We start from the raw sequence: 26,017 nt of genomic DNA on the forward strand, positions 1-26,017 counted from the left end.
GGAATTCTGGCTGACGACGGCATTGCAGCAAATTTCGCCGGCCGTCCGCTGCAAGGAGACGTCTTCGTCTTCCGCGGGGGTAGCGAAGCGAGAGGGACAGGAGGCGAAAGATGGCTGAGTTCCGATTTCCCGAGCCCGACGGTTCGGCGGCGATGTCCGGCGGTGCGGCGGGCCGCTCGCGGGAAACGCTGCACTATGACCCTGACCGCTCCGTTCATGCCGTTGTTCACCAGCAGGCCCAGGCTGCCCCGCTTGCAACGGCGATCGTTTTCGACGACCACTCGATCACCTATGGCGAACTTGATCTGTTGTCCGATCTGCTCGCCGCCTATCTGATGGGGCAGGGCGTAAAGAAGGGCGATATTGTCTGCCTCTTCGTTCCGCGCTCCCTTGAAACGATCGTCGCCATGCTGGCCACCCTCAAGGCCGGCGCTGCCTATCTTCCCCTCGACACGACCTTTCCCGTCGATCATCTCGACTATGTCATCGGCGACTGTGAGCCCAAGGTGATCTTTGTCGATACCTGTACGCTCGCCACCATGCGTCTGGTGCCGAGCGTCAAGGGGATGATCGCCGATCTGGATGCCGTTGTCGCCGATCTCGCGCAGCAAGCCGAGAAAAAGCCGTTCGATCCAGTGCCTGTCGGCGGCGGCGATATGGCCTACGTTATGTACACTTCGGGTTCGACCGGCCGGCCAAAGGGCGTTTCCATTCCGCATCGTGGCATTACCCGCCTCGGCCTCGATCAAAATTACGTGCAGATCGGCAGTGCCGACGTGATGCTGCACGCCGCTACAATCGCTTTCGATGCCTCCACGTTCGAGATTTGGGCCACATTGACAAACGGTGGGACCATCGCCGGGTTGCCAGACGGAAATTTCTCGATTGGCCGGCTTAGGGACGTCATTCGCGACAACGGCGTCACCGTTTCCTTGCTCACCACCGGCCTGTTCAACCTGCTCGCTGATTTCTCCTGCGGCGAGCTGCCGGCGTTGCGGCACATGTTGTTCGGCGGCGAAGTCGCCTCGGCCGAACACGTCAAACGCTTTCAGAAGGCACACCCGGGTTGCCGCCTGACCAACGGTTACGGACCGACGGAAATCACCGTCATCGCCACTGCTTTCGACATTCCCGCGGGTTTCGACGGCAAGGACGTGCCGATTGGCGGGGCTGTCAGCCACACCGGAATATTGATCGTCGATGAGGACCATCGCCCGGTCGGGTGCGGCATAGAGGGTGAGCTCGTCCTCACCGGCGAGGGCGTTGCCATCGGCTATTTCCGGCGTCCCGAGCTGACGGCTGAACGGTTCGTCACCATCCGCACCGAACAGGGCGATGTGCGCGGTTACCTGACGGGCGACCTCTCCGTACTCGGCGACGACGGCATCCTGCTTTTCCGAGGGCGGCGGGACCGGCAGATCAAGCTGAACGGAAAACGCATTGAGCTTGACGAGATCGAAGCCGCCTTGCGGCGTGACCCGCGGCTCGCCGACGGTGTCGTCATCTGCCAGCATCTGGATCAGTCGCACAAGCGCATCGTCGGTTACCTGTGCCCGCGTGAGGGCACCCGTGCAGATGACGCCGAGCTGATCCGCGGCGTGATGGAGAGACTGCGCAACAGTCTGCCCGCCTACATGATCCCGAGCAGCGTCATCGTGCTCGACCAACTGCCGCTGCATCAGTCGGGCAAGGTCGACCGTGCCAGCCTGCCGCTACCGGTGGACGCTTTGCCGGCCGAAAACGCGCCGGTCGCCAGTCGGACCGAGGCACTCTTGCAAGACCTCTGGCGCAACGTGCTCAGCCTGCAGGCCGTGGAGCTCGATCGCAATTTCTTCGATTTGGGGGGTACGTCGCTGCAACTGATGCGGGTGCATGCGGGGCTGGAGGCAAATCTCGCCCGTCCGATCGACGTGGTTGCCCTGTTCAAGCACCCGACCATTCGCGAGTTGGCTGGCTTCCTCGACGGAAAATCGTCGGCCAGTGCCCGGGCGATGACAGCGGCCGAACGTGCCGCGTTGCAAAAGAAGAACATGTCCCACTTCCGCAGGAGCGCTTCATGACCGTTTTCAACGATGCGGGTGACGCCCGCGGTTCGGATCGCAATGACCAGGAGGTGACGGGTATTGCGATCATCGGCATGTCTGGCCGCTTTCCGGATGCCCCGTCGGTCGAGGCGCTTTGGGATCTCGTGTGCGAGGGGCGGCACGCATTTTCGAAATTGAGACCGGAAGAAATCGAGGATGCGTTCACCGACGAGGAACGTGCGGCGGCGAACTATGTGCCGGCCCGGCCGCAGCTCCCTTACATCGACATGTTCGACGCCGAGTTCTTCGGCATGTTCCCGCGGGAGGCGGCGGTCACAGATCCCCAGCACCGCGTCTTTCTCGAGGTCTGCTGGGAGGCGCTGGAGCGGGCCGGGTACGATCCCCACCGCTATCCCGGCTTGATCGGTGTCTTCGCCGGGGCTTCGATGCCCACCTATCTCATCAACAATGTCCTGGGCGAGAGGGCGAAGACCGAGGAGTTCACCTCCAACTATCAGATCGGTTGTTTCCAGCAGATCGTCGGCTCGGTGACGGACGTTCTGGCGACCCGTATCGCCTACAAGTTCAACCTGCGCGGACCGGCAATCGCCATCCAGTCGGCCTGCTCCACGTCTCTGTTGGCCGTGTCCCAGGCCTGCCAGAATCTGCTGACCTACAGCTGCGACATGGCGCTTGCGGGTGGGGTATCGATCACGATCCCGCAACGGCGCGGCTATATCTACCAGGAGGGCGGCATGGTTTCGCCCGACGGCGTCTGCCGACCGTTCGATGAACAGGCGGCCGGAACGGTTTTCGGCAGTGGCGCGGGCATCGTTTTGTTGAAGCGGCTTGAAGACGCGCTTCGGGATGGCGACCGGATCTTCGCGGTCATTCGCGGCTATGGCATCAACAACGACGGTTCGGACAAGATCGGGTTTACGGCGCCAAGCGTCGACGGGCAGGCGGATGCGATTTCGTCGGCTCTGGCAAACGCGGGCGTCGATCCCCAGACGATCGGCTATGTCGAATGCCACGGCACCGCGACCCCGCTCGGCGATCCGATCGAGTTCGGCGGATTGTGCGCCGCCTTTGCCGAGGCGGGCGACAAGCGGCAGCTTTGTGCCCTGGGCTCGGTCAAGGGCAATGTCGGTCACCTCGATGCGGCCGCGGGCGTCTGCGGACTGATCAAGACCACGCTGGCGCTCTATCACGCCAAGATACCGGGAATGGCGAATTATCAACGGCCGAACCCGCGCATCAATCTCGACGACAGCCCCTTCTACATTCCCGCCAGCACCACCGACTGGCCGGCCACCGAAGGTCCGCGCCGTGCCGGCATCAGCTCGTTCGGCGTCGGCGGCACCAATGTCCATCTCGTGCTTGAGCAGGCGCCGGTGTCGCAAGGCGACGTCGCCGACATGGCGCGGGGGCCGTATATCCTGCCGCTGTCTGCCCGCAACGAAGCCGCGCTTGCGGCCATGCGGCTGAACCTGCGTGATCATCTGCAGGCGCATCCGGCGTTGCCGCTGTCGCAGGTCGCGCACACGCTGCAAACTGGACGGCGCGCCTTCAGCCATCGCACTGCCATTGCCGTCAACGATATCGACCAGGCGATCGAGCGCCTCGGCGGCGAGCGAACGCCGAGCGCGGTCGCGACGGACAGGCCGTCGCTCGCCTTCATGTTCCCCGGCCAGGGATCGCAATATGTCGGCATGGGAGCGGCGCTCTATAACCGCGAGCCGGAATTCACCCGCTGGATCGACAGGGGCACGGAGTTGCTCCGGGCACCGCTGAAGACGGACCTGCGCGATTTCATCTGCCACGCTGGCACGGTGAGCCAGGCCATGGCCGACGAACAGCGCGAGACCCGCATAGCGCAGCCCTGTCTCTATCTCGTCGAATATGCTCTGGCACGGCTATGGATGAGCCGTGGCTTGAAGCCCGACGCCATGATCGGCCATAGCGTCGGCGAATTCGTCGCCGCGACGCTCGCCAATGTCATCTCTTTCGAGGACGGAGTGCGGCTCGTCGCTGCGCGCGGACGCTTGATGCAGTCGCAGCCGCAAGGCGCGATGGTTTCCGTGCGTGCGGATGTCGAGACAGTCTCCGCCCATCTCGGCGACGAGGTCGAAATCGCCGCAGTCAATGCCCCGAAACTCTGCGTGATCTCCGGCACCTTCGCCGCCGTCGATGCGGCGTGCGCTGCGATGGAGCGCGCCGGTATCGCCTTCAGCCGGCTTCACACGTCCCATGCGTTTCATTCGGCGATGATGGACGGCGTCACTGATGCCCTGCGCGAAGAGACGGCAAAGGTCACCTACGGTACTGCCATAACGCCCTATATCTCCTGCGTCACCGGCGGTTGGCAGACGATCGAACAGGGCATGTCACCCGACTACTGGGCGAAGCATTGCCGCGCCGCCGTCCGGTTTTCCGACGGGCTGTCGGCCCTTTGCGAGGGGCGGAAGCCTGTCTTGCTGGAGGTCGGCCCTGGTCGCACTCTGTCGGTCTTTGCCGCACAGACGCTCGCCCGCGATGCCGTCACCGCAGTCGTCCAGTCGCTGCCGGAACATGACCGCGCGCATGCCGCCGGCGAAACCCTCGCCGAGGCGCACGGCAAGCTCTGGATGTCGGGCTGCGACATCAACTGGCCGACGTCGTCTTCTGCCGGCAGGGCACCGCTGGTGCTGCCTACCTATCCGTTCCAGCGACAGCGCCACTGGATCGACGCTCCAGCCTCGGCGCGGCGCGGCGTAAGCCGGCCGGCGTCGTCGGCCGTGCAGCCACCTGCCACCGAACCGGCTTCCATCGACACTCAAGCGCAACCGATTGACGGGATGAAAATCATGGATGTTGCCACACCAGTTGCTGCCGCAAGCCGTATCCCTGCATTGCAAACTTCCCTCATCACTTTGCTCAGCGACATGTCGGGGGAGGCGCTCGGACCGGGCGAAACGGGCGCGACATTCCTGGAGCTCGGCTTTGACTCGCTCTTCATCGGCCAGTTCGCCCAGAGGATCGAGAAGGACTACAAGATCAAGCTCTCGTTCCGGGAGCTCCTGAGCAATATTCCCACCATCCAGGATCTGGCCGCGCATCTCGATCGGCAGCTGCCGCCCGAGCCGCAGCAGGCGCCGGCAGCCGCACCGGTGGCCACGCCGCCGCTCGCAGCGGCCGTGGCTCCGGCCGTAGCAGCACAGGCGCCGCTGCCGGTTTTGCCCGTCACGACGGCAGCGACTGTTGCCGGCATCGAGTCCGTCCTCCAGTCGCAACTGCAGCTGCTGCAGACGATCGTTTCACAGCAGTTGCAGGTGCTCCAGGCGACGGGTTCCGTCGCCACCCCGCCTGCAATCTCGATTGCTGCTTCGGCGGCGATCCCCAGCCCGATTGCGTCGAATGAGCCGCAGCCGGCGCCGAAGGAGCAGGTCGATCGCCCGGCCGATGGCGAGATCGGAGCGGAGCGCATCAAGCTCTACCGCCCGGGCGCCAAGAGCCTCGCGGCGGAGATGACCCCACAGAAACAGGCGTTCGTTTCGGAATTGATCGCGGCCTATGAGGAGCGAAACGGAAAGTCGAAGAGCTTCACCGACCAGAACCGGAAATGGCTGGCCGATCCGCGCACCGCTGCCGGATTCCGCCAGGACTGGAAGGAGATCGTCTTCCCCGTCGTTTCCGACCGGTCGAAGGGATCGCGCATCTGGGACGTCGACGGCAACGAATATATCGATCTGGTCAACGGCATGGGGCAGACGGCCTTCGGCCATGCGCCGGATTTCGTCGTGGAAGCGGTGAAGGCGCAGGCCGACGCCGGATTTGCCATCGGCCCGCAGACGCCGCTTGCCGGCGAAGTCGCCGAGATGATCACCGATATGACCGGACACGAGCGCGTGACCTTCTGCAACACCGGCTCGGAAGCCGTCATGGCGGCCATGCGGGTGGCGCGCACGGTGACCGGCCGGGACCGGATCGTGGTTTTCGGCAATGATTATCACGGGCAGTTCGACGAGGTGCTGGTCAAGGGCAAGAACCGAACGGGCGCGCCCGTCGCGATACCGGTTGCCGCCGGGATCCCGTCTGCCTCCGTCGCCAACATGACGGTGCTTCGCTACGGCGATCCGGAAAGCCTTGAGTGGATCAGAGCCAACGCCGGCGATATCGCCGCGGTGATCATCGAGCCGGTTCAAAGCCGTCATCCGGAATTGCGGCCGGTCGAGTTCGTGCGCGAGCTGCGCGATATCGCGACGAAATCCGAATTCGCACTGGTCTTCGACGAGGTCGTCACCGGCTTCCGCGTCGACCCCGGCGGCATTCAGGCGGTCTGGGGCATCAAGGGCGACATGGCGACCTATGGCAAGGTCATCGGCGGCGGCATGCCGATCGGCGTGCTGGTCGGCGACAGCCGCTTCATGGATGCGCTTGACGGCGGATGCTGGAACTACGGCGATGAAAGCGTTCCGATGACCGCGCCGACCTTCTTTGCCGGGACGTTCGTGCGCCATCCTCTCGTGCTTGCGGCGGCCAGGGCCGTTCTCCAGCACATCAAGGGCGAAGGGGCCGCACTCTATGGCGCCGTCGCCGATCGTACACAGGCTCTGGTCGCGGAGATCAACGCCGATCTCACCCGGCGCGGGATCGCCAAGACCGTCAACGGCTACAAGAGCTGGTTCTTCACCGACTTCGGCAGCAACGACCCGCTCGGCTCGCTCATCTATGCCAAAATGCGCATGCAAGGCGTCCATATCCAGGACGGCTATCCCTGCTTCCTGACGACCGCCCACAGTGAGGCGGATTTCCAAGCGATTGCCGCCGCCTTCCGCACGAGCCTTGACGCATTTCAATCGGTCGGCATCCTGGGCACGCAACGCCAGGCAGAGGATATTGCGCCAGCGCCCGCAGCCGTGATCGCTGCCCGACCGTCAACGGCGCCGCTGACGGAAGCGCAAAAGGAGATCTGGCTGGCTGCCCAGGTCGGCGACGAAGCCTCGTGCTCCTTCAACGAGTCCTTCACGATGGTTTTGGACGGGCCGCTTGACCGCGAGCGCCTTGGTCGGGCGCTCGACGCGGTGGTCGCAAGACACGACGCACTGCAGATCCGCTTCGGCCGGGCAGGCGATCATTTCGAATTCATTCCCGATTTCGAGCTCGATGTGGCCGATATCGACCTTGCCGGTGAGAGCGATGGCGAGGCGTTGTTCCGACAGCTGATCGATGAGGATGCGCACACCCCCTTCGATCTTGCCAACGGGCCGCTGGTCAGGGCTTCCATCGTCCGGGTGGCGCCCGATAGCCACCGCCTGGTCCTCACGGCGCATCACATCGTCTGTGATGGCTGGTCGGTGAATGTCCTGATCCAAGAGCTTGCCACAACCTATTCGGCCTATGTGCGCAACGCCGAGGCCGGGCTGGCGCCGCCGCTGTCCTTTGCCACCTATGCGACCGATCTGGCTCCCAATGCGGAGATATCAAACGCGACCGAACAGTTCTGGCTCGACCAATACAAGGATGTCCCCGACCTGCCGGAAATGCCGCTGGATCGGCCGCGGTCGGATCGCCGCAGCTTTGCCGGCGGCACCGTCACCGGCAACATAGAGGCGGAAACCTACAAAGCCCTGAAGAAGGCGGGTGCAAAGTCCGGCGCCACGCTGTTTTCGACCTTGCTGGCGGCGCTGCAGATCATGATCTCCCGCCTCTCCGGGCAGGACGACATCGTCGTCGCCGTGCCTTCGGCCGGGCAGAGCCTGCTCGATGGCCAGACGCTCGTCGGCCATTGCGTCAATCTCCTGCCGCTTCGCCAGACGGTCTCGTCCGATAAACGCTTCGACGAGCACCTCAAGGCGACGCAGCAGCTCGTGCTCGGCGCGTTCGAGCACCAGGACTACACCTACGGTACGCTGGTCCGAAAGCTCGGCGTCAAGCGCGATACGCATCGCCTGCCGCTGACCGAGATCCAGTTCAATCTGGAGCGGATTCCGGACAATCTGGAGTTCGGCGGGCTGCAGACCAGGATCGCGTCGAACGCCAAGGCGTTCTCCAATTTCGACATGTTCTTCAATCTGACCGAAAGCCCCAAGGGCGTTCGCATCGATGTCGACTACAATGCCGAAGTGTTCGAGCGCAGCACGATCGAGCGCTGGATCGGCCATTTCGCGACACTGGTTACGGCGCTGGCTGCCGACATGACCCGGCCGATCCACGATCTGCCGCTGCTGTCTGCGGCCGAACAGGCCTGGCTTGCCGAGGGCCTGAACGATACGTCCGCCGACTACGATCGCGACGCATTCGTCTTCTCGCTGTTTGCCCGCAGGGCTGCCGAGCAGCCGACCGCGGTCGCCGTCGAACTCGACGGCGAGACGATGACCTATGGCGATCTCGAAACGCGATCCAACCAGCTGGCCTGCCGGATCCAGAAGGCAATCCCGGAACCGGGGCAGCGCGTGGCACTTCTGGTCGAACGGTCGCTTGAAATGGTGATCGCCCTGCTGGCGATCATGAAATCGGGACATGCCTACGTGCCGCTCGACCCGGCGCATCCGGAAACGCGCCTGTCGCAGACACTGGAGGTTGCGCGGGTCGCGGGCATGATCTGCGATAGCGACCGGGCGGAGGGGCTGGCGGGCAAGGATGTCGCCATCCTCCGCATCGACGGCGCCGCCGGGGCTGCAAACTTGGCAACGGAGCTGCCGAAAATCCCGACGGACGCAGCGACAGCCGCCTATATCATCTTTACCTCGGGATCGACCGGAGCCCCGAAGGGGGTCGAAGTTTCCCATCGTGCCCTGGTCAACTTTCTGACGTCGATGGCGCGGGAACCGGGGCTTAACGATCGCGACACGATCGTCGCGGTGACGACGATCTCCTTCGACATTGCCGGCCTCGAACTCTACCTGCCGCTGATCACCGGCGCCAAGGTCGTGCTTGCCGGCCGGCACACGGTGCAGGACGGTTTTGCTCTCGTGCGGCTCGTCGAAAGCAGCCGTGCGACCGTGCTTCAGGCGACGCCGACGCTCTGGCAGATGCTGGTCGAGGCCGGCCTCAGCCGCCCGGGCCTCAAGATGCTGTGCGGCGGCGAACCGCTTCCCAAGGCGCTGGCATCCTCATTGCTCGGTCGCGGGGCCGAGCTGTGGAACATGTATGGCCCGACCGAGACGACGGTCTGGTCGTCGGTGCAGCGGATCGAAGATGGCGAAAAGCCGGTCACCATCGGCCATCCCATTGCCAACACGCAGCTCCTCATCCTCGACAAGGCCAACCGGGTTGCCGCCATCGGCGTCACTGGTGAACTGCATATCGGTGGCGAGGGCCTCGCCAACGGTTACTTGGCCCGCCCGGATCTGACAGAGAAGGCCTTTGTCGATATCGACATCGGCACCGGAACTGTCCAGCGTCTCTACAAGACCGGCGACGTCGGCCGGCGGCTCGCGGATGGTTCGCTGCAATTGCTTGGCCGGCGCGACCAGCAGATCAAGCTGCGCGGTTTCCGCATCGAGCTCGGCGACATAGAGGCTGCGATAGCCAGTGCTCCCGGTGTTCGCCAATGCGCTGTTGTCGCCGCCCAGAACAGCAACGGCGACAAGCAGCTGGTCTGCTATGTCATTCCGGAAAACCAGGACAGCAAGCCGTCGACATCCATGCTTGCCGCGCATGCGGAGGCCAATCTGCCTGCACATATGGTGCCCGGTTTCTGGGTGCTGGAGGAGGCGCTTCCCCAGACGGCGAACGGAAAGCTCGACCGCAAGACGCTCGAACAGCGCGGCCTGCCGCAACGCGAGGTCGCCGCCATCAGGGTACCGCCGCGCACCGCCATGGAGACACGGCTCTGCGAGATCTGGTGCGACGTCCTGAACTCGCAGGAGATCGGCGTCGAGGACAACCTCTACGCGCTCGGGGCGGATTCACTGATCATCTTCCGCATCGCCGCCCGCATGCTGGACAGTGGCCTGCGCCTGGAGGCGAAACATCTGATGATGCATCCCTCCATCGCAGAACTGGCCACCTTTGCCGAGACACGCGACGACATCGATCTGAACGGCACCCAGCCGCAGGTCCCTTCGCTGAGAGATTTCCGCAATGGCGCCCGGCGCCGGTTTGAGCAGGTATCACGAGCATGAAAGAGACCAACAACATTGCACCTGTGGCCGAACCCACCGTGATTGCGGAGTTCCCTTGCTCCCAGACACAGTTGCGCTGCTGGATCCTCGATCAGTTGAGGCCGGGCAACCCGGCGCTCAACGTTGCCGTGCGCTGGGAGATCCGTGGCGCGTTCCGCTCCTCGACGTTGGAGGCGGCCTTCCGAACGGTGATCCAGCGCCACGAGATCCTTCGCACTCGCTTCGTAGAGGTCGGCGGCAGGCCCTGCCAGCAGGTGGTCGATCAGGTCGACTTCAAGATGTCCGTCATCGACCTGCGAAACGTGCCGGCAGAACAGCGCGATCAGCGCATCCTGTCGATCGGCGAGGAAACCGCCCGCGCGCCGTTCGATCTCACCATCCCGTATCTCTTCCGCGTATCTCTGCTGATGGTGGAGAACGAGCGGGGCTTCTTGCTGATCACCGCCCACCAGAGTTGCTTTGACGGTTGGTCGATCCGCGTCCTCGGTCGCGAGGTCGGCGAGATCGCAGCGGCGCTTGATGTCGGCCGGCAGCCGTCTGTTCCGGATCTGCCGCTGCAATACGGCGATTTCTCGCTGTGGCAGCAGGAGTATCTGAACAGTTACGGCTTTGAGACGGAGAAATCGTTCTGGCGCGAGCAACTGACCGGCGCGCCGTATTTCGAGGTTGTTCCCGATACGCCGCGCGGGCCGGTAAAGACCAGCCGTGGCAACATCCTCTCCGTCAACAATACGGGTGATTTCAGCGAGCGGATCGACGCTGCTGCACGCGCACACCGGGTGTCGCTCTACAGTTTCGGGGCTGCCGTCGTCAGCGCTTTGCTCCATCGCTACACCGGACAAAACACCGTCATGTTCGGGTCCCAGGTTGCCGGGCGCGACGAGACGGACCTGGAGAACCTCATCGGGGTCTTCATCAACAATGTCGTTCTGCGCTTCGACATGGCCGGCGACATTTCCTTCGCCGAGCATGTGCGTTCGGCGAGTGAAAAGGTGACGGCTGCGCTCAACCATCACAGGATGCCGTTCAACAAACTGGTCGAGCTGGTCAACCCGGTCCGCGACCCTTCGCGCAACCCGCTGATCTCAGTCAACTTCAACCTGCAGAAGGCCTTCCTGGAAGATCAGCAATATGGCGGTTTCGAGCTGATCAGCGCGCCGTCGCAATCTCCGGGCGTTATCTACGATCTGAGCTTCATCATGGTCGGCAGGCCGAGCGGATGGCGCATGTCCATCGAGTATAATGCCGATCTGTTCGAAAAGAGCACGATCGAATCCCTGCTGCGGCTTTGGCAGGAGGCCTATGAAGCGGCACTGGAGCATCCCTCGGCTCCGCTTTCGGCGCTGGTCATCCCCACGCGGGAGATCAAGACCCAACGGGTAGAGACCGGTCGGGCAACGGCGATCGAACAGATGCTTGCCGCCCATCCATCCGTCGGCTCGGCCGTGGTGCTGGTCGAGGACGATGGAAAGCGCGTGCATGCCTTTGTCACCCCGGCATCGACGATCACCGAGCCGCTCGACCGCCTGCCGGAGCATCTGATGGAGTATCTCGGGCGGCAACTGTCCCAAACGGCCATGCCGGGCGGCATCAGCGTGTTCCTCAACTTTCCGCGCGATGCAAGCGGCGCCGTCGATCGCGCCGCGTTGCGCATCCCGGCAGCGCCGACCGCCCTCGCCAAGACCGTGACCGGTCGCGTCGAACCGGCCGGTGTTCCGGTGGCGCTACCGACAGCGCGAGCTGATCAGACCAAGACGCTTGCGGCGATCTGGGCAGAGGTGCTCGGTGTCCCGACGATAGCGCCCGATGACAACTTCTTTGCGCTCGGCGGCCACTCGCTCCTGGCATTGCGCATGCTCTCGGGCGCCCGATCGAAGCTCGGAGCCAAGGCTGACCTGGAGCTGCTCTTCAAGCAGCCGACATTCGCCGGCTTCGCCAATGCGCTGTTCGGCGGCGCGGAGCGGAGCGAGAATGCGTTGGAACCGGCAAGTCCCAGTCCCTGGAGCGTGAGCGCCTGCGGACGCACCGATGCGCCCTATACGCTTTACACGCTCAATCACCCGTTTCTGTACTACCGCCTTGCCACCGATCTCGGCGATGCCGTGTCGGTCTACAACGCCAACATGTTCCATGCGGATCTCACCGGTCACCTCGCCTCAATGTCGCTCGAGGAGATCGCCGGGCATGCCGTCGACAGCATGGGCGCGGACATTCTCAAAGGGCCGGTCGGCGTGATGGGGCTTTGCGTCAACGGCGTGCTGGCTGTCGAAATCGCCCGTCAGATGCGCGACCGCGGCGCCGATCTTCGTTTCACCGCCGTGATCGATGCCTGGGCCCCGGGTTATGTCCGGTCGCAGCCCCGGCTCCGACGCCTTCACTGGAACAGCGAGCGCCGCGTGAAGCGCATCTGCTACTTCACCCGAAAGCTCTTTTCCGGACGCGTCAGTTTCATCGACTATCTCAGGGAGTTCAACTTCACGCTTGCCTTGCTCAAGCGTCTGGGATTGCGGGCGGGGACCTATTCCCAGGAAGAAGCCGCCAACGCCGATGTTACCGACCTGTTGGTCAATGCGGCCCGTCGCTACCGGCCGCCACCGACGAATGAAAAGTCGGTGCTGCTGTTTCGCAGCGAAGCAACGCATCGCCGCGCACGCAAGCTGCTCTTCGGCTGGGGTGGTGCGATTGCCGGGGACAGCGAAGTCTTCGATCTTGAAGGCTGGCATGAGGATAGTCTCAACAGCAACAGCATTCAGGCCCTGGCGACCATCGTCATCAACAGATTCCGCTCTCATGGCGAGAGCTGAACACGACGTGCGAAGGCAACATCCATGCGTGTCACAAGCCTCCCATTGCGCATCGGCATCCTGGTCGAACAGAACGAGCATTTCGAGAATTGGCAACTGATGGTCTTTGATCGGATCGTTGCCGATCCGCGATATTCCTTGACCGCCTTGCTTGCTCACCCGGCGCCATATGGGGCGGGCAGGAGTTCCGTTCTCTTCAAGCTTGCGCATCGGCTCGAGCAGGCGGTGTTCGGTCGCCAGGCGGTATACAATCCCTGCAACTTCGATGGGCGCAAGCAGCGCATCGTGCCATTGGCATCATCGCAGCCTGGCGCCGTCCAGGCGCAGGTGGCAGAGCTTGGACTTGATCTGGTGATCCGCATGACGCCGAGCGGCCTGCCCGACGATGCCGTGCGCGAATTGCCCTATGGCGAATGGGCGCTCTCTTTCTCCGACCAGAAATCGGGAGCAGGCGAGTGGTTCAGCTATCTGGAGGTGGTCAGTGGCGCGCCGGCCGTGGACCTGGCGCTCTATGTTCGCCTCGGGGCGTCGGCGTCGTCCGTTGCCATCGCTTCATCCTCCTTCAACATCAAGTTCAGCGCGGTCAGAAACATCAATTTTGTCAAGGAACGTGCCGCTACTCTGCTGCTACGCGAACTGGCGCGGCTGGCCGATACCGGTGAGCTGATCACGACACCGCTGCCGACGCGCCAGCCAGCCTCGCCGCCGTCGATTGATGAGTTGGCCAGGTACCTCGGCATCCTCAGCAGCCACCTCGCCGGGCGAGTGAAGAAGGCAGTGCAACACAAGGCCGGGACCGGGTCGGCCGTCTGGACGCTCTTTACCGGGAGCGGCCGTATCGACGATTTCGAGCCGGGCGTTTCCGTCGAGATCCCGCCGACGTTGACGGATATCAAGGCCGATCCGTTCCTGCTCCAGCATGAAGGCGAGTGCTACCTGTTCTACGAGGCCTATGCCAATGGCGACCGCAAGGCGCATATTGCTGTGGGCCGCTTCGACGGCGACCGCCTCGAGCCGGTGGGTATCGCGCTGAACTGCGACTATCATCTGTCCTATCCGTTCGTCTTCCGCGACGGCGACGACATCTTCATGATGCCGGAGACGCATCAGTCCAAGCGCATCGAAATCTGGCGCTGTGTCGAGTTCCCGTTGAAGTGGGAGCTGCACGCAACGGCGCTCAACGGCCTGTCCGCCGCCGACAGCGTGCTCACCCGCCATGACGGGCGGTGGTGGCTGTTTACGAACCTCTCCGAGTTCCACGCCTATGAGGACCATTGCAGCGAGCTTCATATCTTTGAAGTCGACGGGCCGGGGCTGGCGCGCATTACGCCGCACAAGCGCAATCCGGTGGTGCTCGGCAGCACCTTTGCGCGCAATGCCGGCCGGATCTTCGCGCGCGAGGGCCGCGTCTTCCGCCCGTCCCAGCACAATGCCCACGGCATTTACGGCTATGGGTTGAACATCATGGAGATCGAGCAGCTGGACCTGGAGAACTATCGGGAACGGTGCATCAGGACGATCAAACCCGATTTCAAACCCGGATTGCTCGGTTGCCACCATTTTGACGCTGCCGGGGATCGCTATGTGCTGGATGCGCGACTGACGCTTTGAGCGCGAGCACATCATCATTCCAGTAACGAAGATGGACGGCGTTGCCGAGGGTCAGCGCCGCCAGGGTGCCGGCGAACCCAGGCGGGGTCGCGACATCAAATAGGCTCCAGTTCAGCGGCGCGTCCCTATCTCCATCCAGGGATTCGAGCTTAGGGCGGGAGGCCGCGTCGACGGTGACGTCGAAGGAGTCGAGTGGTAGCGACAGTCCGGCGCCGTGGGCCTTCACGAAAGCTTCCTTCCGCGTCCAGCAGCGATAGAACGCGTTGAGATAGTCGTCGCCGTCGAACGCGGCTAGAGCATTGCACTCGCGTTTCGAAAAGAAATGCCCGGCAATATCCTCTTCCAGAGGTTTGATCGCTTCGATGTCGATGCCCACCGGGTAATGGTCGGAAACCGCCAGCATCGCCACGTCGGCGCTGTGGCTGAGATTGAAATGCAGCAACTCTGATGCGCCGGCGATGCGCGGCTTGCCGAAGACGTTGTAGGTCAGACCGATGCGGTGTGGCGGAACATGGAGGTAGTGGCCAAGCACGAGGCGCAGGCCGGCACGTCCGGCGATGAAACGTTGACGGTGTTCCGGATACACGAAACGTGAGGCTCGTGCCTTTTCCTCGCCGCTCAGCATAGGGAATAACGGATCGATTTCGCCCTGGGCCGGGTCGAGGTTCCAGCGCCAGATGTCGATGAAGTTGGGACCGATCCGGTCCAGGCTAGGTCGCATAGACGAGGCTCCCCTTCGAGGCGGGCCGTTGGCGCAGCATGCGTCGGGCGAAATAGGTCATGAGCGGCAAGGGATAGTTCTCGCCGAGCCCGATGCGGCACGTCCTCTTCAGGATATCCAGCGACCGGGGGCACATATCCGGCGCGTACTCGATCTTGCGGGACGCCCAGGCATAGGGGTTCATCTTCGGATTTGCCGTGCGCTGTTCCAGCACCGGTAACCAGTTGCTGTAGACGTGCCGGCTGGAATCGTAGGGGCGGTAGACCCCGCGTTTGTTTTCGGCGGCAAAGGCCCGGGCCTCTTCGGCCGTGTCGAAGATCACGTGAAGGCCGGCGGCATTTGGCCGATCGTTGTGCGGGCCGACGCGCATCGCATTGCTGGCGGACAGGATCTCGGCAATCGCATCGTAGCGACGGCGCATACGGCGGATCATCGGGTCCAGTTTCTTCAACTGCACGTTCAGCATGGCGCCCTGGATCTGGCTGGCCTTGAGATTGACGCCGAGCATGGGCGGCTCGTTGGCATTGTCGAGGTGGCCGCGAAACAGCGCGCCGATGTCGTGATACATGCGGGCCCTTGCAAAGAGCTGGTCGTCGTTGGTCACGACTGCCCCGCCTTCGCCGACATTGATGTTCTTGAACTGGTTAAAGCTGAAGGCGCCGGCATCGCCGATCGTGCCGACGCGCACGCCCTTGTAGGTCAACCCGACGGCCTGGCAGGCATCCTCGATGACGACGAGCCCGTGCTGGCGGGCGATCTGCATGATGCCGTCCATGTCGCACACCATGTTGGCCATGTGCACGGGAACGATGGCGCGCGTATAGGGCGTGATCTTTCGCAGAACATCTGCCGGATCCATCGTCAAGGTCTCGTCTATCTCGACGATGATGGGGACAGCTCCGACGGCCAGTGCGGCGCCGGCAGTGGCGATCCAGGTATAGGCGGGCACAAGCACTTCGTCGCCCGGCCCGATGCCCGCTGCCGCCAGAGCAGCGATCAAGGCGCCCGTGCCACTACTGACGGTCAGCACATGGCCTGTGCCGAACTTGGCCGAAAAATCCGCCTCGAAGCGCGTGAGCGGCCCGTTGCCGTCACCGCCGAAGCGGGCGAGGTTTCCTGACGCAAAGACCGGTGCGAGAGCCAGCCATTCCCTTATGCCTACACGCGCCATCCTGTGCTCTCCGATCCTCGCCGGCTCTCCGCGCGCGCCGACCATCGGCGTCCAGGGATGAAGACAAATCGCCTGCTGGGTACCGGCCCCAATGAACAAGCCTAGTCGTGTCGCGACATCGTTTCAAAATGGCCTTCCGGCCAGCGCCTGAACAAAGTGTGCAGGCTCCAGCTAGCCGAAATCAGTAGTTGCCCTACTCCCCTATGCATATTGGGAGATTTCGGCGCGATAGCGCTGGTGCTACGACCGATATGTAGCACGCGGGAGTTCCTTTCATGCCGATCCGTGACCTCCGATCAGCGCCCAAAGGCACCGAGTTTCGTCCGGATGTGGCGATCGTCGGCGGCGGCCCCGTCGGCCTGACGATAGCCCGGGAACTCGCCAACAGCCGCTGCCGCGTGCTCGTCATCGAAAGCGGCGGCGCCGACTTCGAGGCCGCGCAGCAGGCGTTGAATGCCGTCGTGAATGTCGGCGAGCCTATTGCCCGAGACGGGGTCGAAAAACCCGGTCGCGGTTATAACGGCAGCCTTGCGTGGCTGAATGACATCCCCCCTTTCGAGTTGCGCAACCGAGTGCTCGGCGGCAGCACGCATACCTGGATCGGCAAATGCGCGAGCTTCGACGAAATCGATCTCGAGCAAAGGCCGTGGCTGCCGGTGTCCGGTTGGCCGATGACACGCGAAAGTCTGGCGCCGGCGCTTGATCGCGCGGCGCGCCTGCTCAATCTTGGACCCAATCTCTATGACGAGAGGCTCTTTGGCCGGCTGCATTCGCCGCCGGACGAACGCGGCTTCGACCGCGATCTGCTTCGTCCCTTCTTCTGGCAGTTCAGCCATGAACGCGATCGGCACGGCGAACCCATGCGGTTTGCCAATGTGGTTGCCGATTTGCTGGCGCCGAACATCGACATCCTCACCCATGCCACGGTCACGGCGATCCATCTCGACGAGGGCGGACGGCGTGTCGCGTCTCTCGATCTGCGCAGCCTTGACGGAACCGCCGCAAGTGTGCGGTCCGAGACTGTCGTTCTGTGTGCGGGCGGCATCGAGAACGCCCGCCTGCTGCTGGCTTCGAGATCGGTCATGCCAGGCGGCGTCGGTAATGGCAGAGGTGTCGTTGGGCGCTACCTCGCCGATCACCCGCGCTCGACGCTTCTCCGGTTTGACCGGCGGGATATCGACGCGGTGGCACGGCACTTCAACTTCTACGGCCTGTCCGAGGAAGGGGCGACCCGATTCTATCTCCATGGTCTGCGCCTGAGCCCGAGCGTGCAAAGACGCGAGGCGCTCGTCAACTGTGCTGCCTATCCCGTGCAGATCCATTCGGCTGGTGATCCCTGGGCGGCACTGAAGCGACTGATGCGGGGCGATCGTACGCGGTTTGCGAGCGATCTTGCCGTCGTCGCTCGATCGCCTGCCTTCCTGGCGAAGGGCACCTTCCGACGGATGGTACAAAAGCGGGGATTGATGCACAGATCCGATGAGCTGCGCTTCGATGTCATGGTCGAGCAGAAGCTCGACGCGGAGAGCCGCGTCACCCTCTCGGATCAGCGGGACCCACTTGGCGTGCCGCTGCCGCGCGTCGCCTGGAAAATCGGCCCCACAGAGGTGCAGAGCGTCAAACGGCTTGCCCGGGCACTGGCCTCCGAATTCGTACGCAATGGCCTTCCACAGCCGCATCTGGTCGACTGGATAGCCTGGGATGACGATGGGAAGGCTGCGTTCACCGACATGGCGCATCCGTCCTGCACGACACGCATGGGAAGCGACCTCGCCACCAGCGTCGTCGATCCGAATGCCATGGTGCACGGGGTGGAAGGCCTTTTTGTCGCCGGCGGCTCGATCTTTCCGACGCCCGGCCACGCCAATCCGACATTGATGACGCTTGGCCTGGCGATGCGTCTCGCCGACCATCTGAAGATGCGGCTGGAAAAACATTCGGCAGCGACGTCGACGCCTCGCGCGGTCACTGAAGACGCAGTTGCCGCACCCGGGCTTTGATGTCGGTCCCCTTCCCCTATTGGCGTCTGGTCGTCATTGCAGTTTGAAATAGAAACCGGCGCTTTCGCTCGACATGTATCGCAGCCGTCCGCCGGCTGCCTTCAGCGGGGTCAGGGAGCGGTTGAGGCTACGCATCGCGCGACGCAGAAGCGGGTAGGCAGTGTTCTTGATGTCGCTGGTCAGCACGATGCGTCTCCCCTGATTTTTGCGCCTGCGTTATTCCGTGCGTTCCTCATCCGTGGCGACCGAACGCGAAGATCGGCCGCAGGGCGTCGCTCCATCGCTGCAGAATGGCGAGTGCTGCGACATAGATCGCCGCACCGGCAACGACCTGCAAGGCGATCGTCGACATCTGCCTCAGCGACGACGCTTCGGCTATCCGGCCGAACAGAAAGACGGCGGCCGCCATGGCGCAGACGGCGATCGCAACCAGGCCGCAGTCGCGAAGGACGCGGTTCCAGGCAAGCTCGCCCTCGCGCGATTGCAGCCGCATCGATATGTTGAACGAGAACACTGCGGCGACGCATTGTCCGAGCGCCGTGGCAACGGCGCCGAACGGGGTCAGGAGAATGATCAGGCCGACGGAAACCGCGCCGTTCAACAGCACCGCCCTCGGCATCCTGTGAATGTTGCCGCTCAGGGAAAGTAGCGGCTCGGTCACATAGCCCGGAATCAGAAGCGTCTGTTTCGCGGCGAGGATTGCAACAAGGATCGCCGCCGGTGCCCATTTCTCACCCAGCACGACGTCGATCAGTTCTGCGGAGATCAGTGCGAGACCGAGATAGATCGGTGTCGAGATGGCCATCAGAACGGTCATGAACGTGGTGGCAGTCGTCCCGATCGCGACCCGGTCGACATCACCCTTGTCCTTGCCCGCGGCGCGGCCAAAGAGGATCCAGGCAAACATCCGGGCCGGTTCGCCCAAGAGCTCGGAGAAGGCGGCGACGATCCGTTCCGCCGCGCGGTAGTAGCCCGCTTCAGCCAGACCGAGGAAACTGCCGACCACCAGCGTGCCCGCGTATGAGCGAAAGAACACGACGAGCCGGCTGGCGACGATATGGCGCGAGAACTCCAGCACCTGCTTGGCGTATGAGCGGTGTAGGCGCAGACGCGGCAACCACCGCAGCAGGATCATCGAGGCAATCAGGATCGTCAGCTGTTGCGCCAACCGCCCGCAGATGAGCGCAACGATGTTCCACCCCTGTGAAAGCCCGCCGATGGCCACCAGCAGCCCGATGATCTCGGCCGCGATCCTGATGATGGATTGGCCTCGCAATCGACCATGCGAAATGAGAATGCCGTCGTAAACCGTCGACAGCGACGCCGGCAGATACCAGGAACTGAAGAGGGCGATCAGCAACGCGTTCCAGCCATGCCCCAGCATGAGCATGGTTGCAGCCGTACACAGCCCCAGGAGCGTGGCGATAAGGCCGGACAATATCGACAGGGTCGCAAGCTGATCGAGGTCGGTTTTGTCAGTGCCGCCTTTCATCACGAACTCACCCCAGCCGCCCTCGGCGACGACAAGAACGAAAATGGCGAAGGAGGAGGCGAAGGCAAAGAAGCCGAATTCGGCTGCCGCGAGTACATGCGCCGCAACGATGAAGATCGACAACTGAGCGGCCTGTGAGATGACTTTGGCGCACAGGGCAGCGAAGCCGTCGCCGATCAGATGCGGTAGGCGCAATGCGCGGGGGAAGCCCGGTAATAGCCTTCGCAGCTGCGGAAGTGCCATCTCGAACCAGCGGGACATCATTGCACCACGGCGGGGAGTAAGCGGCGTTGCCGGGAACGTGAGAAGGCACCGGGCTCAAGTGGGCGTGGCAGGTCCTGCATGCCGGCTTTTGCGAAATTGCCCCGTTTTGCTGAAAATTCGCAACTCCTAAGGTATGGTGTGCGTTGACGCCGTGATTCGGGTATAGGCCGTTTTGTGCGGCGGAATGCGCTATGGCATGAACGTTGGCGCCCGCAGTTCGCCTGAATTCCATGGCCGGTTGCGGCCAGGGAAAAACTGAAGATGTCCGCGGGAGAGGGGAGCTCGCAATAGATGTTGAGACGGATCTCGTTGGATAAAGAGGGCGCCATGACCAATCGGCCTTCATGGAACACGAAGCTGGCCATTCGCTGGTCCGTGGTCGTGCTGTGCCTTGTTTTCTGGGCGGCCGTAATCTTTTTCATCTGGTAAACGCCCCCGTCAGATCTCGTTTGTTGCAAAGAGGACGACGCCTACCGTTTTTACGATAATCACGATGTCGAGGTAGATCGACCGAGACTGGTAGTAGTCAATGTCGAGCTGAACCCGCTCGTCATAGGTGGTTTCCGGCCGTCTTTTGACTTGCCACATACCGGTGATGCCCGGCTTCAGTGCTGTGTAGTAGTGCAGGTTCGGGCCGTATCTCTCCGTTTCCTCCAGCGAGATCGGGCGAGGCCCGACAAGACTCATATCGCCGCGCAGCACGTTGTAGAACTGCGGCAATTCATCGAGGCAGGTCATCCGCAGGATCTTGCCGAGCCAATGGACACGCGGGTCGCCGACAAGCTTGCGTTTTTCCATCCACTCCCTGTTTCGCTCTGGGTCCGTCGCCAGAAGTTCGGCAAGTCGTTCCGCCGCATCGCGGCGCATGGTCCGGAACTTGAGGCACTCGAACATTTTCCCCTGTGCACCCACGCGGGCTTGCCGGAAGATGATGGGTCGGCCGTCGACGATGACAAGCGCGATTGCGATCAGCGCGAGGGCGGGCGCAAGGAAGATGAGCGCCAGGATGGATACCGTCACGTCGATCAGGCGTTTAGACCTGCTGCCGCGTCGTGCTGCGATGGTTCCGCGCGCGGCGTGTCCTTGATGTGCAGCGCCATCAGAAACAGACAGCATATCTCTCACCCCCCCAACACCGTTCGCCAATAACAGGCTGCCAGCGGGCGCCTTGATTTACAATCGATCCTGATGGGCAAGGCCTAGTCCAATGGAGGTACGCACCGGGCAGGATTGCCGTGCCGCCGGTTAAACGTCCTAATCGGCGGGAGACGGAGGCCCTTCGCTGGCAGCTTGTTCCAAGCACTGATCGAAGCCGTTTCATCGGGGCTCACCACTGCGCAGATCACTTAGAGCCGCGGCGGCGACCAGTTGGTGCCGTCGGATGTCGACCGTGCTCCGGTTGGCGCGTTGCAACACGCGACCGTAGAGGTCGATCAACGCGTCCACCCAGGATTCCGGCGTATGCGCGAGCGTGGCCGCCGCCCTGAAGCCGTTTCCGCTCATTTGCCGTACCAGTGCGTCGTTGGCAGCAAGGGAGCGCATCGCGGCGGCAAGATCCTCGACATCGGCGATGCGGAATTTGACGCCGCAGCCCAGGGCCGCAATCTCGTCCGCGAGCAAGGCGGCGTCGGTCAGGATGACCGGTATGCCGGTGGAGATGGCTTCAAGGGCCGCCAGGCCGAACGGTTCCGGTACACGCGACGAGACCACGACGGCGCGTGCGCTGCGAATGATATCCCGCATCTCGTCCTTGGATTTCCAGCCGTGAACGGTTGCCTGGGGAAACTCCTTTTCGATAAGCGCGCGGCCGGCGCCATCGCCGATGAAATGAAGCGGCACCTTGGCAAGGTTTGCCGCCTTGGCTGCATCCTCGAACCCCTTTTCAGGCTCCAATCGGCCGACGAACACGAAGTTGCGGTTGGTCCAGGGCTGGAGCCCGGCGCTGAGGAAGGGAAGGACAGGATTTCGGATCGTTTCGATCTGAGCCCCGTTCGTGCCGGCGCGCTCGAAGTAGCCCCGCATCCTCTCGTGCACGACGATGATGTTTGCGGCCACCCGCTTGGTCGGGAAAAGGTGTTCGCGCAGCATATGCCGCGCCGAGCGCCAAGCCTTCTCGTGCAGGCCGCGTTTGTCGCATTGCGTTGTGAGGCAACGGCTGGACATCGGCTTCAGTTGACAGACGCGGTGGGTCTGGAAATTGACGAAGCCGCCATTGGGGCAGGCGAGGAAATAGTCGTGAGCGTGGAGGACCACGCGGTCGCGCACGGGCGCGAGCGCCCGGAAGATTGCCGGCGACAGGATCTTCGACCAACCATGAACGTGGTAGATCGTCGACGGGGTATCGCGGCTTGTGATCAGCCGGTTGAGCGCCTCGTAGACGGGCGGATCGTAAAGGCCGAGACGCATTGCGTCGCTCCGCCGTCGCTCCAGCAAGGGAACAGCGTTGAGATTGATCGTATCGGCGGCCGGCTTGTCGTCCGGCGCACGGTCGCCGGCAAAGAACGTGACCGAGATTCCGCGCTGCTGGAGCAGCTCGGCGGAAAGTATGGCGAGGTTCGTGGCGCCGCCGACCCTGGTGGAACGATCGTTGATGACGACGACGCGGTCGGGCGGCTGAACCATCATGGCACTACTCGAGCCTTTCGACGTTCCGCGGCGCCAGCCGACCGGTGAGCAGATCCAGGAATGCGCGTGCATTGCCGCGCAGGCGGCCTTTTCGATCGACCCAGGGCTCAGGCTTCCAGACCTTGACCAAATTCGCCGCCAGATTGCGCACGATCTGCACGCTGGCGTGCCGAACGCTCATCGTGTCCTTGCGGATCAGGTAGATCGGGTTGGCGATCTGCGAGTAGCCGAACTTGATGCCCGGCGTCCTCGCCAGCTTGGTTCCGAGATGGACGCCGACGAGATTGCTGGATTGCACCACCCGACCGAGCGCTGCGGCCATCCGGCTGAAGTCGACGTCCTCCAGCCAGCCGTAAAGGGGCAGGTTCTCGTCGAAAGCCAGCTGGGCGTCGCGGACGGGGCCGGTCCTGACCGCCATGTTGCAACCATAGGCGTTGTAGATCGGCCTGAATGCCTGCGTCGATCTGGGGAGGCGATCGTCCGCTGCGATCAGCTCCAGGCCGCCGTCGACCGAAATGCCGGGCCCGATGATGCCATCGGCGACCAGCGTGCCCGTGGCGATGACCACGTCTTCGTTTTCGGCGAATAGCCGCCCGACTTCCTCGATATAGGATTGCGCCATCAGGAAATCGTCGTCCAGAAAGAGAATGACATCCGACGTGGCGGCGGCGAGGATGCGGTTTCGCTGTCGACAGCTGCCGCGCTCCGAGATGATGACGATGACGCGGACCGCAAGCCCCTCCACGCAGCTCGGGTCCATATCCTCCGGCGACGAGAGGCAGACGTAAATTTCGTCCGGCTGCCGGGTCTGCCTGGCGATGAGGGGCAGGACGGCGGAGAGAATGTCTCTTCGCCCACAGCTCGGTATGCCGATGGCAACCGTTACCGGGCGAACGTCGGGATGGTCATCCGTTGCTGACATCATTTTCTCAACTTGCGCCATTGTTTTCGGTCCCAGCGGATGTTGGTACGGCGCGGGCCGTCGCTTCTGTTCGAAATGACGCCGAGCAGCGCGACGCGTGATTTGCCGAATGTCGCCAGGGCCTCGCCGAGCCGTTCGACGGTCATCTTGTCGGATTGCCCGAGAACCACGACGATGCCGTCGAGATAGGTGCAGATGACGCGCGTATCGGCGGAATCTTCGAACCCGGACATGTCGACGATGATCACCTTGTAGCGCTGTCTCAGCAGCTCGAGTTCTGATTTCAGCGCCGGCAGGTGGCCGTAGCGTTGATGCGCGACGGCGGCCTTGCGCGTCTGGTCGACCGTCAGAACCGGCACGCAGCGCACGGCCTTGCCGTCAAATTCCTCGACGTGCTGCAGCGCCTCGCTCGATCTGCGCCGGGAATATTGGCCGGGAATGCCCAGGATCCGCAGGCTCTCCATGCCGAAGCCCGCGCCGTCTTCGGTGGCTACGCGGCTGAGGCGGGAGCCGACGAAATCCGCATCCACGAGCAGGACCGAGGCCCCTTCGTTCATGTAGAGCTGGGCGAGGTTGGCAGCGATCGTGGTCTTGCCTTCGCCGGGACCGACCGAGGTCACGCCGATGACCGCGGACGCATTGGCCGGGAAGGCGGAATCGACGGAGTTCTTCACCCCGCGCAAGGCCTCGGAGAACCGCGAATAGGGCATGTCCAAAACCGATCGCAGCGGCAGCATTGTGGAGGCGATCGGAGGCTGATGGGGGCGCGGGCTGCTTCTGAACATCGGCACATGGCCGAGCGATGTAATGCCGAGCTCGGCGCGGAGGCGCTCGCTGGAGCTGACGCGTCGGTCGAGGCCATCGCGCAGCACAGACAGGATAAGCCCGGTCGCCAATCCGAACATCAGGGAAAACGGCATGATCGTCGAAGGCTTGGGCCAGGTCTTGCCCAACGGTGCAGTCGCCGCCGTCACGATACGAGCCTTGCCGAGGGGAAAGGATTGTTTTTGCATCGCGCCGATGAGCTGCTGAAGAATACCCTCGTACATATTGCGATAGGTCGTGGCGCGGCTTTCCATCTCGGAGAGTTCGACGCGGGCGACGTTCTTGCCGGCACCCGTCGCGGTCAGATTGGCAAGCTCGCTTTCCAGCAGCTCTTCCCGGGTCTTGGCGATCTCGACATTCGACTTGTAGAACTGTTCGATGCGCAGGAATTCGTTACGAAGTGCGGCGTCCAGCCGAGCGATATCCGCCTCGGCGGCGACAATGGCGGGGTTTCCGCTGTCGTATCGGGTCTTGAGATTATCGAGCTTGGCGGTTGCCAGGCGCATTTCTTCGTTGAGCTTCTGGATCTGTGGGTTGTCGAGGCTGTCGTTGACGCTGGCGACCATCGTGTCTCTCGACATGAGTTGTTGCAGCGTCATCAGTTTGGCGGACTCAGCCGCAGTCGCGGCGCGCGCAGCCAGCATCTGGCTGCTGAGTTCGGAAAGCTGCTGCTGATCGAGTGTCGACGTGGTGCCGACCGTGGTGATGTCGTTCTTGGCCCGGAACTCTTCCACGGTCATTGCCGCTGCACGCGCCTGCGCGCCGACTTCGATCAGGCGGCTCTCCAGCCACCTGGCGCCGCTCCTTGCAGCGTCGGATCGCTCGTTCATGCCTGTCCGGATATAGGCGCCGGCAATGGCATTGGCTGTTTTGGCCGCCTTTTGCGGATCGGTGGAGGAATAACCAATCTCGAGGACGTAGGACTGACCGACGCGCCGAACGGTGACGCGCGAGAGGAAGGTGGCCATGGTGCGCCGCATCAGGTATTCGTCATCAGCCGCATTGTCTTCGGCACTTTTGGCACCCGACGAGAAAAGCGAGCCGATCATGCCTCGGATCGAAACGCCATCGCCGACGATTTCCGGATCGTTGGTCAAGTCGAGCTGTTCGATGACGGCGCGGGCGATCGCCTCGGATTTGACGATTTCGACTTCGCTGGCGATCTCGGCTGCTTCGATGATGATCGTTCCGGTCGAGGCATCCTGGGAGGCGATGCGGCCCTGCTCGGGGTCGATCACCAGACGGACGGTCGCCGTAAAGGTCGGTGCCGTATTGAAGATGTAGAAGGCGCCGAGCGCCAGTCCGATCATGCCACAGATCGCGATGCGAACGAGGTGTCGCCGCAGGAAGTCGGAAACATCGCGGAAGGATATGTTCTCCTGACCGGCCGAACGCTTGGCCTCGAAGTTCTCATCCAGCACGATTTTTGAGATGTCATGCACGACCATTG

Annotated in this window: 13 protein-coding genes; 5 read left to right on the plus strand and 8 right to left on the minus strand. The window is 62.9% G+C overall.

Translation table 11 applies throughout. From position 1 onward, the window contains the following. Positions 1–110: 110 nt before the first annotated feature. Genes BC360_RS03640 through BC360_RS03655 form a run of 4 tightly spaced genes read left to right on the plus strand, consistent with a single transcriptional unit; the run spans position 111 to position 14,547 of the window. Entirely contained in the window at positions 111–2,060 is a 1,950-nt protein-coding gene (locus BC360_RS03640) for a non-ribosomal peptide synthetase (RefSeq protein ID WP_083222427.1), read from the plus strand. Continuing rightward, positions 2,057–10,132, plus strand: a complete 8,076-nt coding sequence (locus tag BC360_RS03645) for a hybrid non-ribosomal peptide synthetase/type I polyketide synthase (RefSeq protein ID WP_065794314.1) — start codon at positions 2,057–2,059, stop codon at positions 10,130–10,132. Before BC360_RS03640 ends, BC360_RS03645 begins: the two co-directional genes overlap by 4 nt. Continuing rightward, a complete protein-coding gene (locus BC360_RS03650; protein WP_065794315.1) occupies positions 10,129–12,936 on the plus strand; it encodes a condensation domain-containing protein in 2,808 nt (935 codons plus the stop codon). The genes BC360_RS03645 and BC360_RS03650 overlap by 4 nt, the downstream gene beginning before the upstream one ends. A gap of 24 nt (positions 12,937–12,960) precedes the next feature. Next, positions 12,961–14,547, plus strand: coding sequence for a hypothetical protein (locus tag BC360_RS03655; protein WP_065794316.1), 1,587 nt, complete (start codon positions 12,961–12,963; stop codon positions 14,545–14,547). Here BC360_RS03655 and BC360_RS03660 read toward each other — a convergent pair. Both BC360_RS03660 and BC360_RS03665 read right to left on the minus strand, forming a co-directional pair. Beyond that, positions 14,468–15,268, minus strand: a complete 801-nt coding sequence (locus tag BC360_RS03660) for a 4'-phosphopantetheinyl transferase family protein (RefSeq protein ID WP_065787388.1) — start codon at positions 15,266–15,268, stop codon at positions 14,468–14,470. The genes BC360_RS03655 and BC360_RS03660 overlap by 80 nt on opposite strands. Beyond that, positions 15,258–16,439 (minus strand): DegT/DnrJ/EryC1/StrS family aminotransferase, encoded by a 1,182-nt coding sequence (locus tag BC360_RS03665; RefSeq protein ID WP_065794317.1) that lies wholly within the window; start codon positions 16,437–16,439, stop codon positions 15,258–15,260. The genes BC360_RS03660 and BC360_RS03665 overlap by 11 nt, the downstream gene beginning before the upstream one ends. A 275-nt stretch (positions 16,440–16,714) precedes the next feature. Here BC360_RS03665 and BC360_RS03670 point away from each other — a divergent pair, with 275 nt between their 5' ends. After that, on the plus strand, positions 16,715–18,439 hold the full coding sequence (locus tag BC360_RS03670; protein ID WP_065794318.1) for an FAD-dependent oxidoreductase: 1,725 nt from the start codon (positions 16,715–16,717) through the stop codon (positions 18,437–18,439). Positions 18,440–18,472: 33 nt separating this feature from the next. Here BC360_RS03670 and BC360_RS32085 read toward each other — a convergent pair whose 3' ends face one another. The 6 genes from BC360_RS32085 to BC360_RS03695 all read right to left on the minus strand — a co-directional run bounded on the left by BC360_RS32085 (position 18,473) and on the right by BC360_RS03695 (position 26,015). After that, positions 18,473–18,625: a hypothetical protein gene (locus BC360_RS32085; RefSeq protein WP_161491357.1), complete on the minus strand. Its 153-nt coding sequence runs from the start codon at positions 18,623–18,625 to the stop codon at positions 18,473–18,475. 46 nt (positions 18,626–18,671) lie between these two features. After that, positions 18,672–20,192 carry an oligosaccharide flippase family protein gene (locus BC360_RS03675; RefSeq protein ID WP_161491358.1) on the minus strand — a complete coding sequence of 507 codons (1,521 nt, stop codon included), beginning with the start codon at positions 20,190–20,192 and terminating at the stop codon, positions 18,672–18,674. 441 nt (positions 20,193–20,633) lie between these two features. Continuing rightward, positions 20,634–21,311: a sugar transferase gene (locus BC360_RS03680; RefSeq protein ID WP_065787391.1), complete on the minus strand. Its 678-nt coding sequence runs from the start codon at positions 21,309–21,311 to the stop codon at positions 20,634–20,636. A gap of 201 nt (positions 21,312–21,512) precedes the next feature. Continuing rightward, complete coding sequence (locus BC360_RS03685; RefSeq protein ID WP_065794319.1) at positions 21,513–22,820, minus strand: glycosyltransferase family 4 protein; 1,308 nt, start codon at positions 22,818–22,820, stop codon at positions 21,513–21,515. A gap of 4 nt (positions 22,821–22,824) precedes the next feature. Beyond that, positions 22,825–23,742: a glycosyltransferase family 2 protein gene (locus tag BC360_RS03690; protein ID WP_065794320.1), complete on the minus strand. Its 918-nt coding sequence runs from the start codon at positions 23,740–23,742 to the stop codon at positions 22,825–22,827. Beyond that, entirely contained in the window at positions 23,742–26,015 is a 2,274-nt protein-coding gene (locus BC360_RS03695; protein ID WP_065794321.1) for a GumC family protein, read from the minus strand. The genes BC360_RS03690 and BC360_RS03695 overlap by 1 nt, the downstream gene beginning before the upstream one ends. Between the last annotated feature and the right edge of the window lie 2 nt (positions 26,016–26,017).

Source organism: Ensifer sp. LC163, from assembly GCF_001695855.1.
In the GTDB taxonomy this organism is placed as follows: Bacteria; Pseudomonadota; Alphaproteobacteria; order Rhizobiales; family Rhizobiaceae; genus Ensifer.

What these genes read in the sequence shown, in the direction of transcription:
- BC360_RS03645 (WP_065794314.1), top strand. Translation starts at nt 2,057, where the DNA reads ATGACCGTTTTCAACGATGCGGGTGACGCCCGCGGTTCGGATCGCAAT.
- BC360_RS03650 (WP_065794315.1), top strand. Translation starts at nt 10,129, where the DNA reads ATGAAAGAGACCAACAACATTGCACCTGTGGCCGAACCCACCGTGATT.
- BC360_RS03675 (WP_161491358.1), bottom strand. Translation starts at nt 20,192, where the DNA reads ATGTCCCGCTGGTTCGAGATGGCACTTCCGCAGCTGCGAAGGCTATTA.
- BC360_RS03670 (WP_065794318.1), top strand. Translation starts at nt 16,715, where the DNA reads ATGCCGATCCGTGACCTCCGATCAGCGCCCAAAGGCACCGAGTTTCGT.
- BC360_RS03640 (WP_083222427.1), top strand. Translation starts at nt 111, where the DNA reads ATGGCTGAGTTCCGATTTCCCGAGCCCGACGGTTCGGCGGCGATGTCC.
- BC360_RS03685 (WP_065794319.1), bottom strand. Translation starts at nt 22,820, where the DNA reads ATGATGGTTCAGCCGCCCGACCGCGTCGTCGTCATCAACGATCGTTCC.
- BC360_RS03660 (WP_065787388.1), bottom strand. Translation starts at nt 15,268, where the DNA reads ATGCGACCTAGCCTGGACCGGATCGGTCCCAACTTCATCGACATCTGG.
- BC360_RS03680 (WP_065787391.1), bottom strand. Translation starts at nt 21,311, where the DNA reads ATGCTGTCTGTTTCTGATGGCGCTGCACATCAAGGACACGCCGCGCGC.
- BC360_RS03690 (WP_065794320.1), bottom strand. Translation starts at nt 23,742, where the DNA reads ATGTCAGCAACGGATGACCATCCCGACGTTCGCCCGGTAACGGTTGCC.
- BC360_RS03665 (WP_065794317.1), bottom strand. Translation starts at nt 16,439, where the DNA reads ATGGCGCGTGTAGGCATAAGGGAATGGCTGGCTCTCGCACCGGTCTTT.
- BC360_RS03655 (WP_065794316.1), top strand. Translation starts at nt 12,961, where the DNA reads ATGCGTGTCACAAGCCTCCCATTGCGCATCGGCATCCTGGTCGAACAG.
- BC360_RS03695 (WP_065794321.1), bottom strand. Translation starts at nt 26,015, where the DNA reads ATGGTCGTGCATGACATCTCAAAAATCGTGCTGGATGAGAACTTCGAG.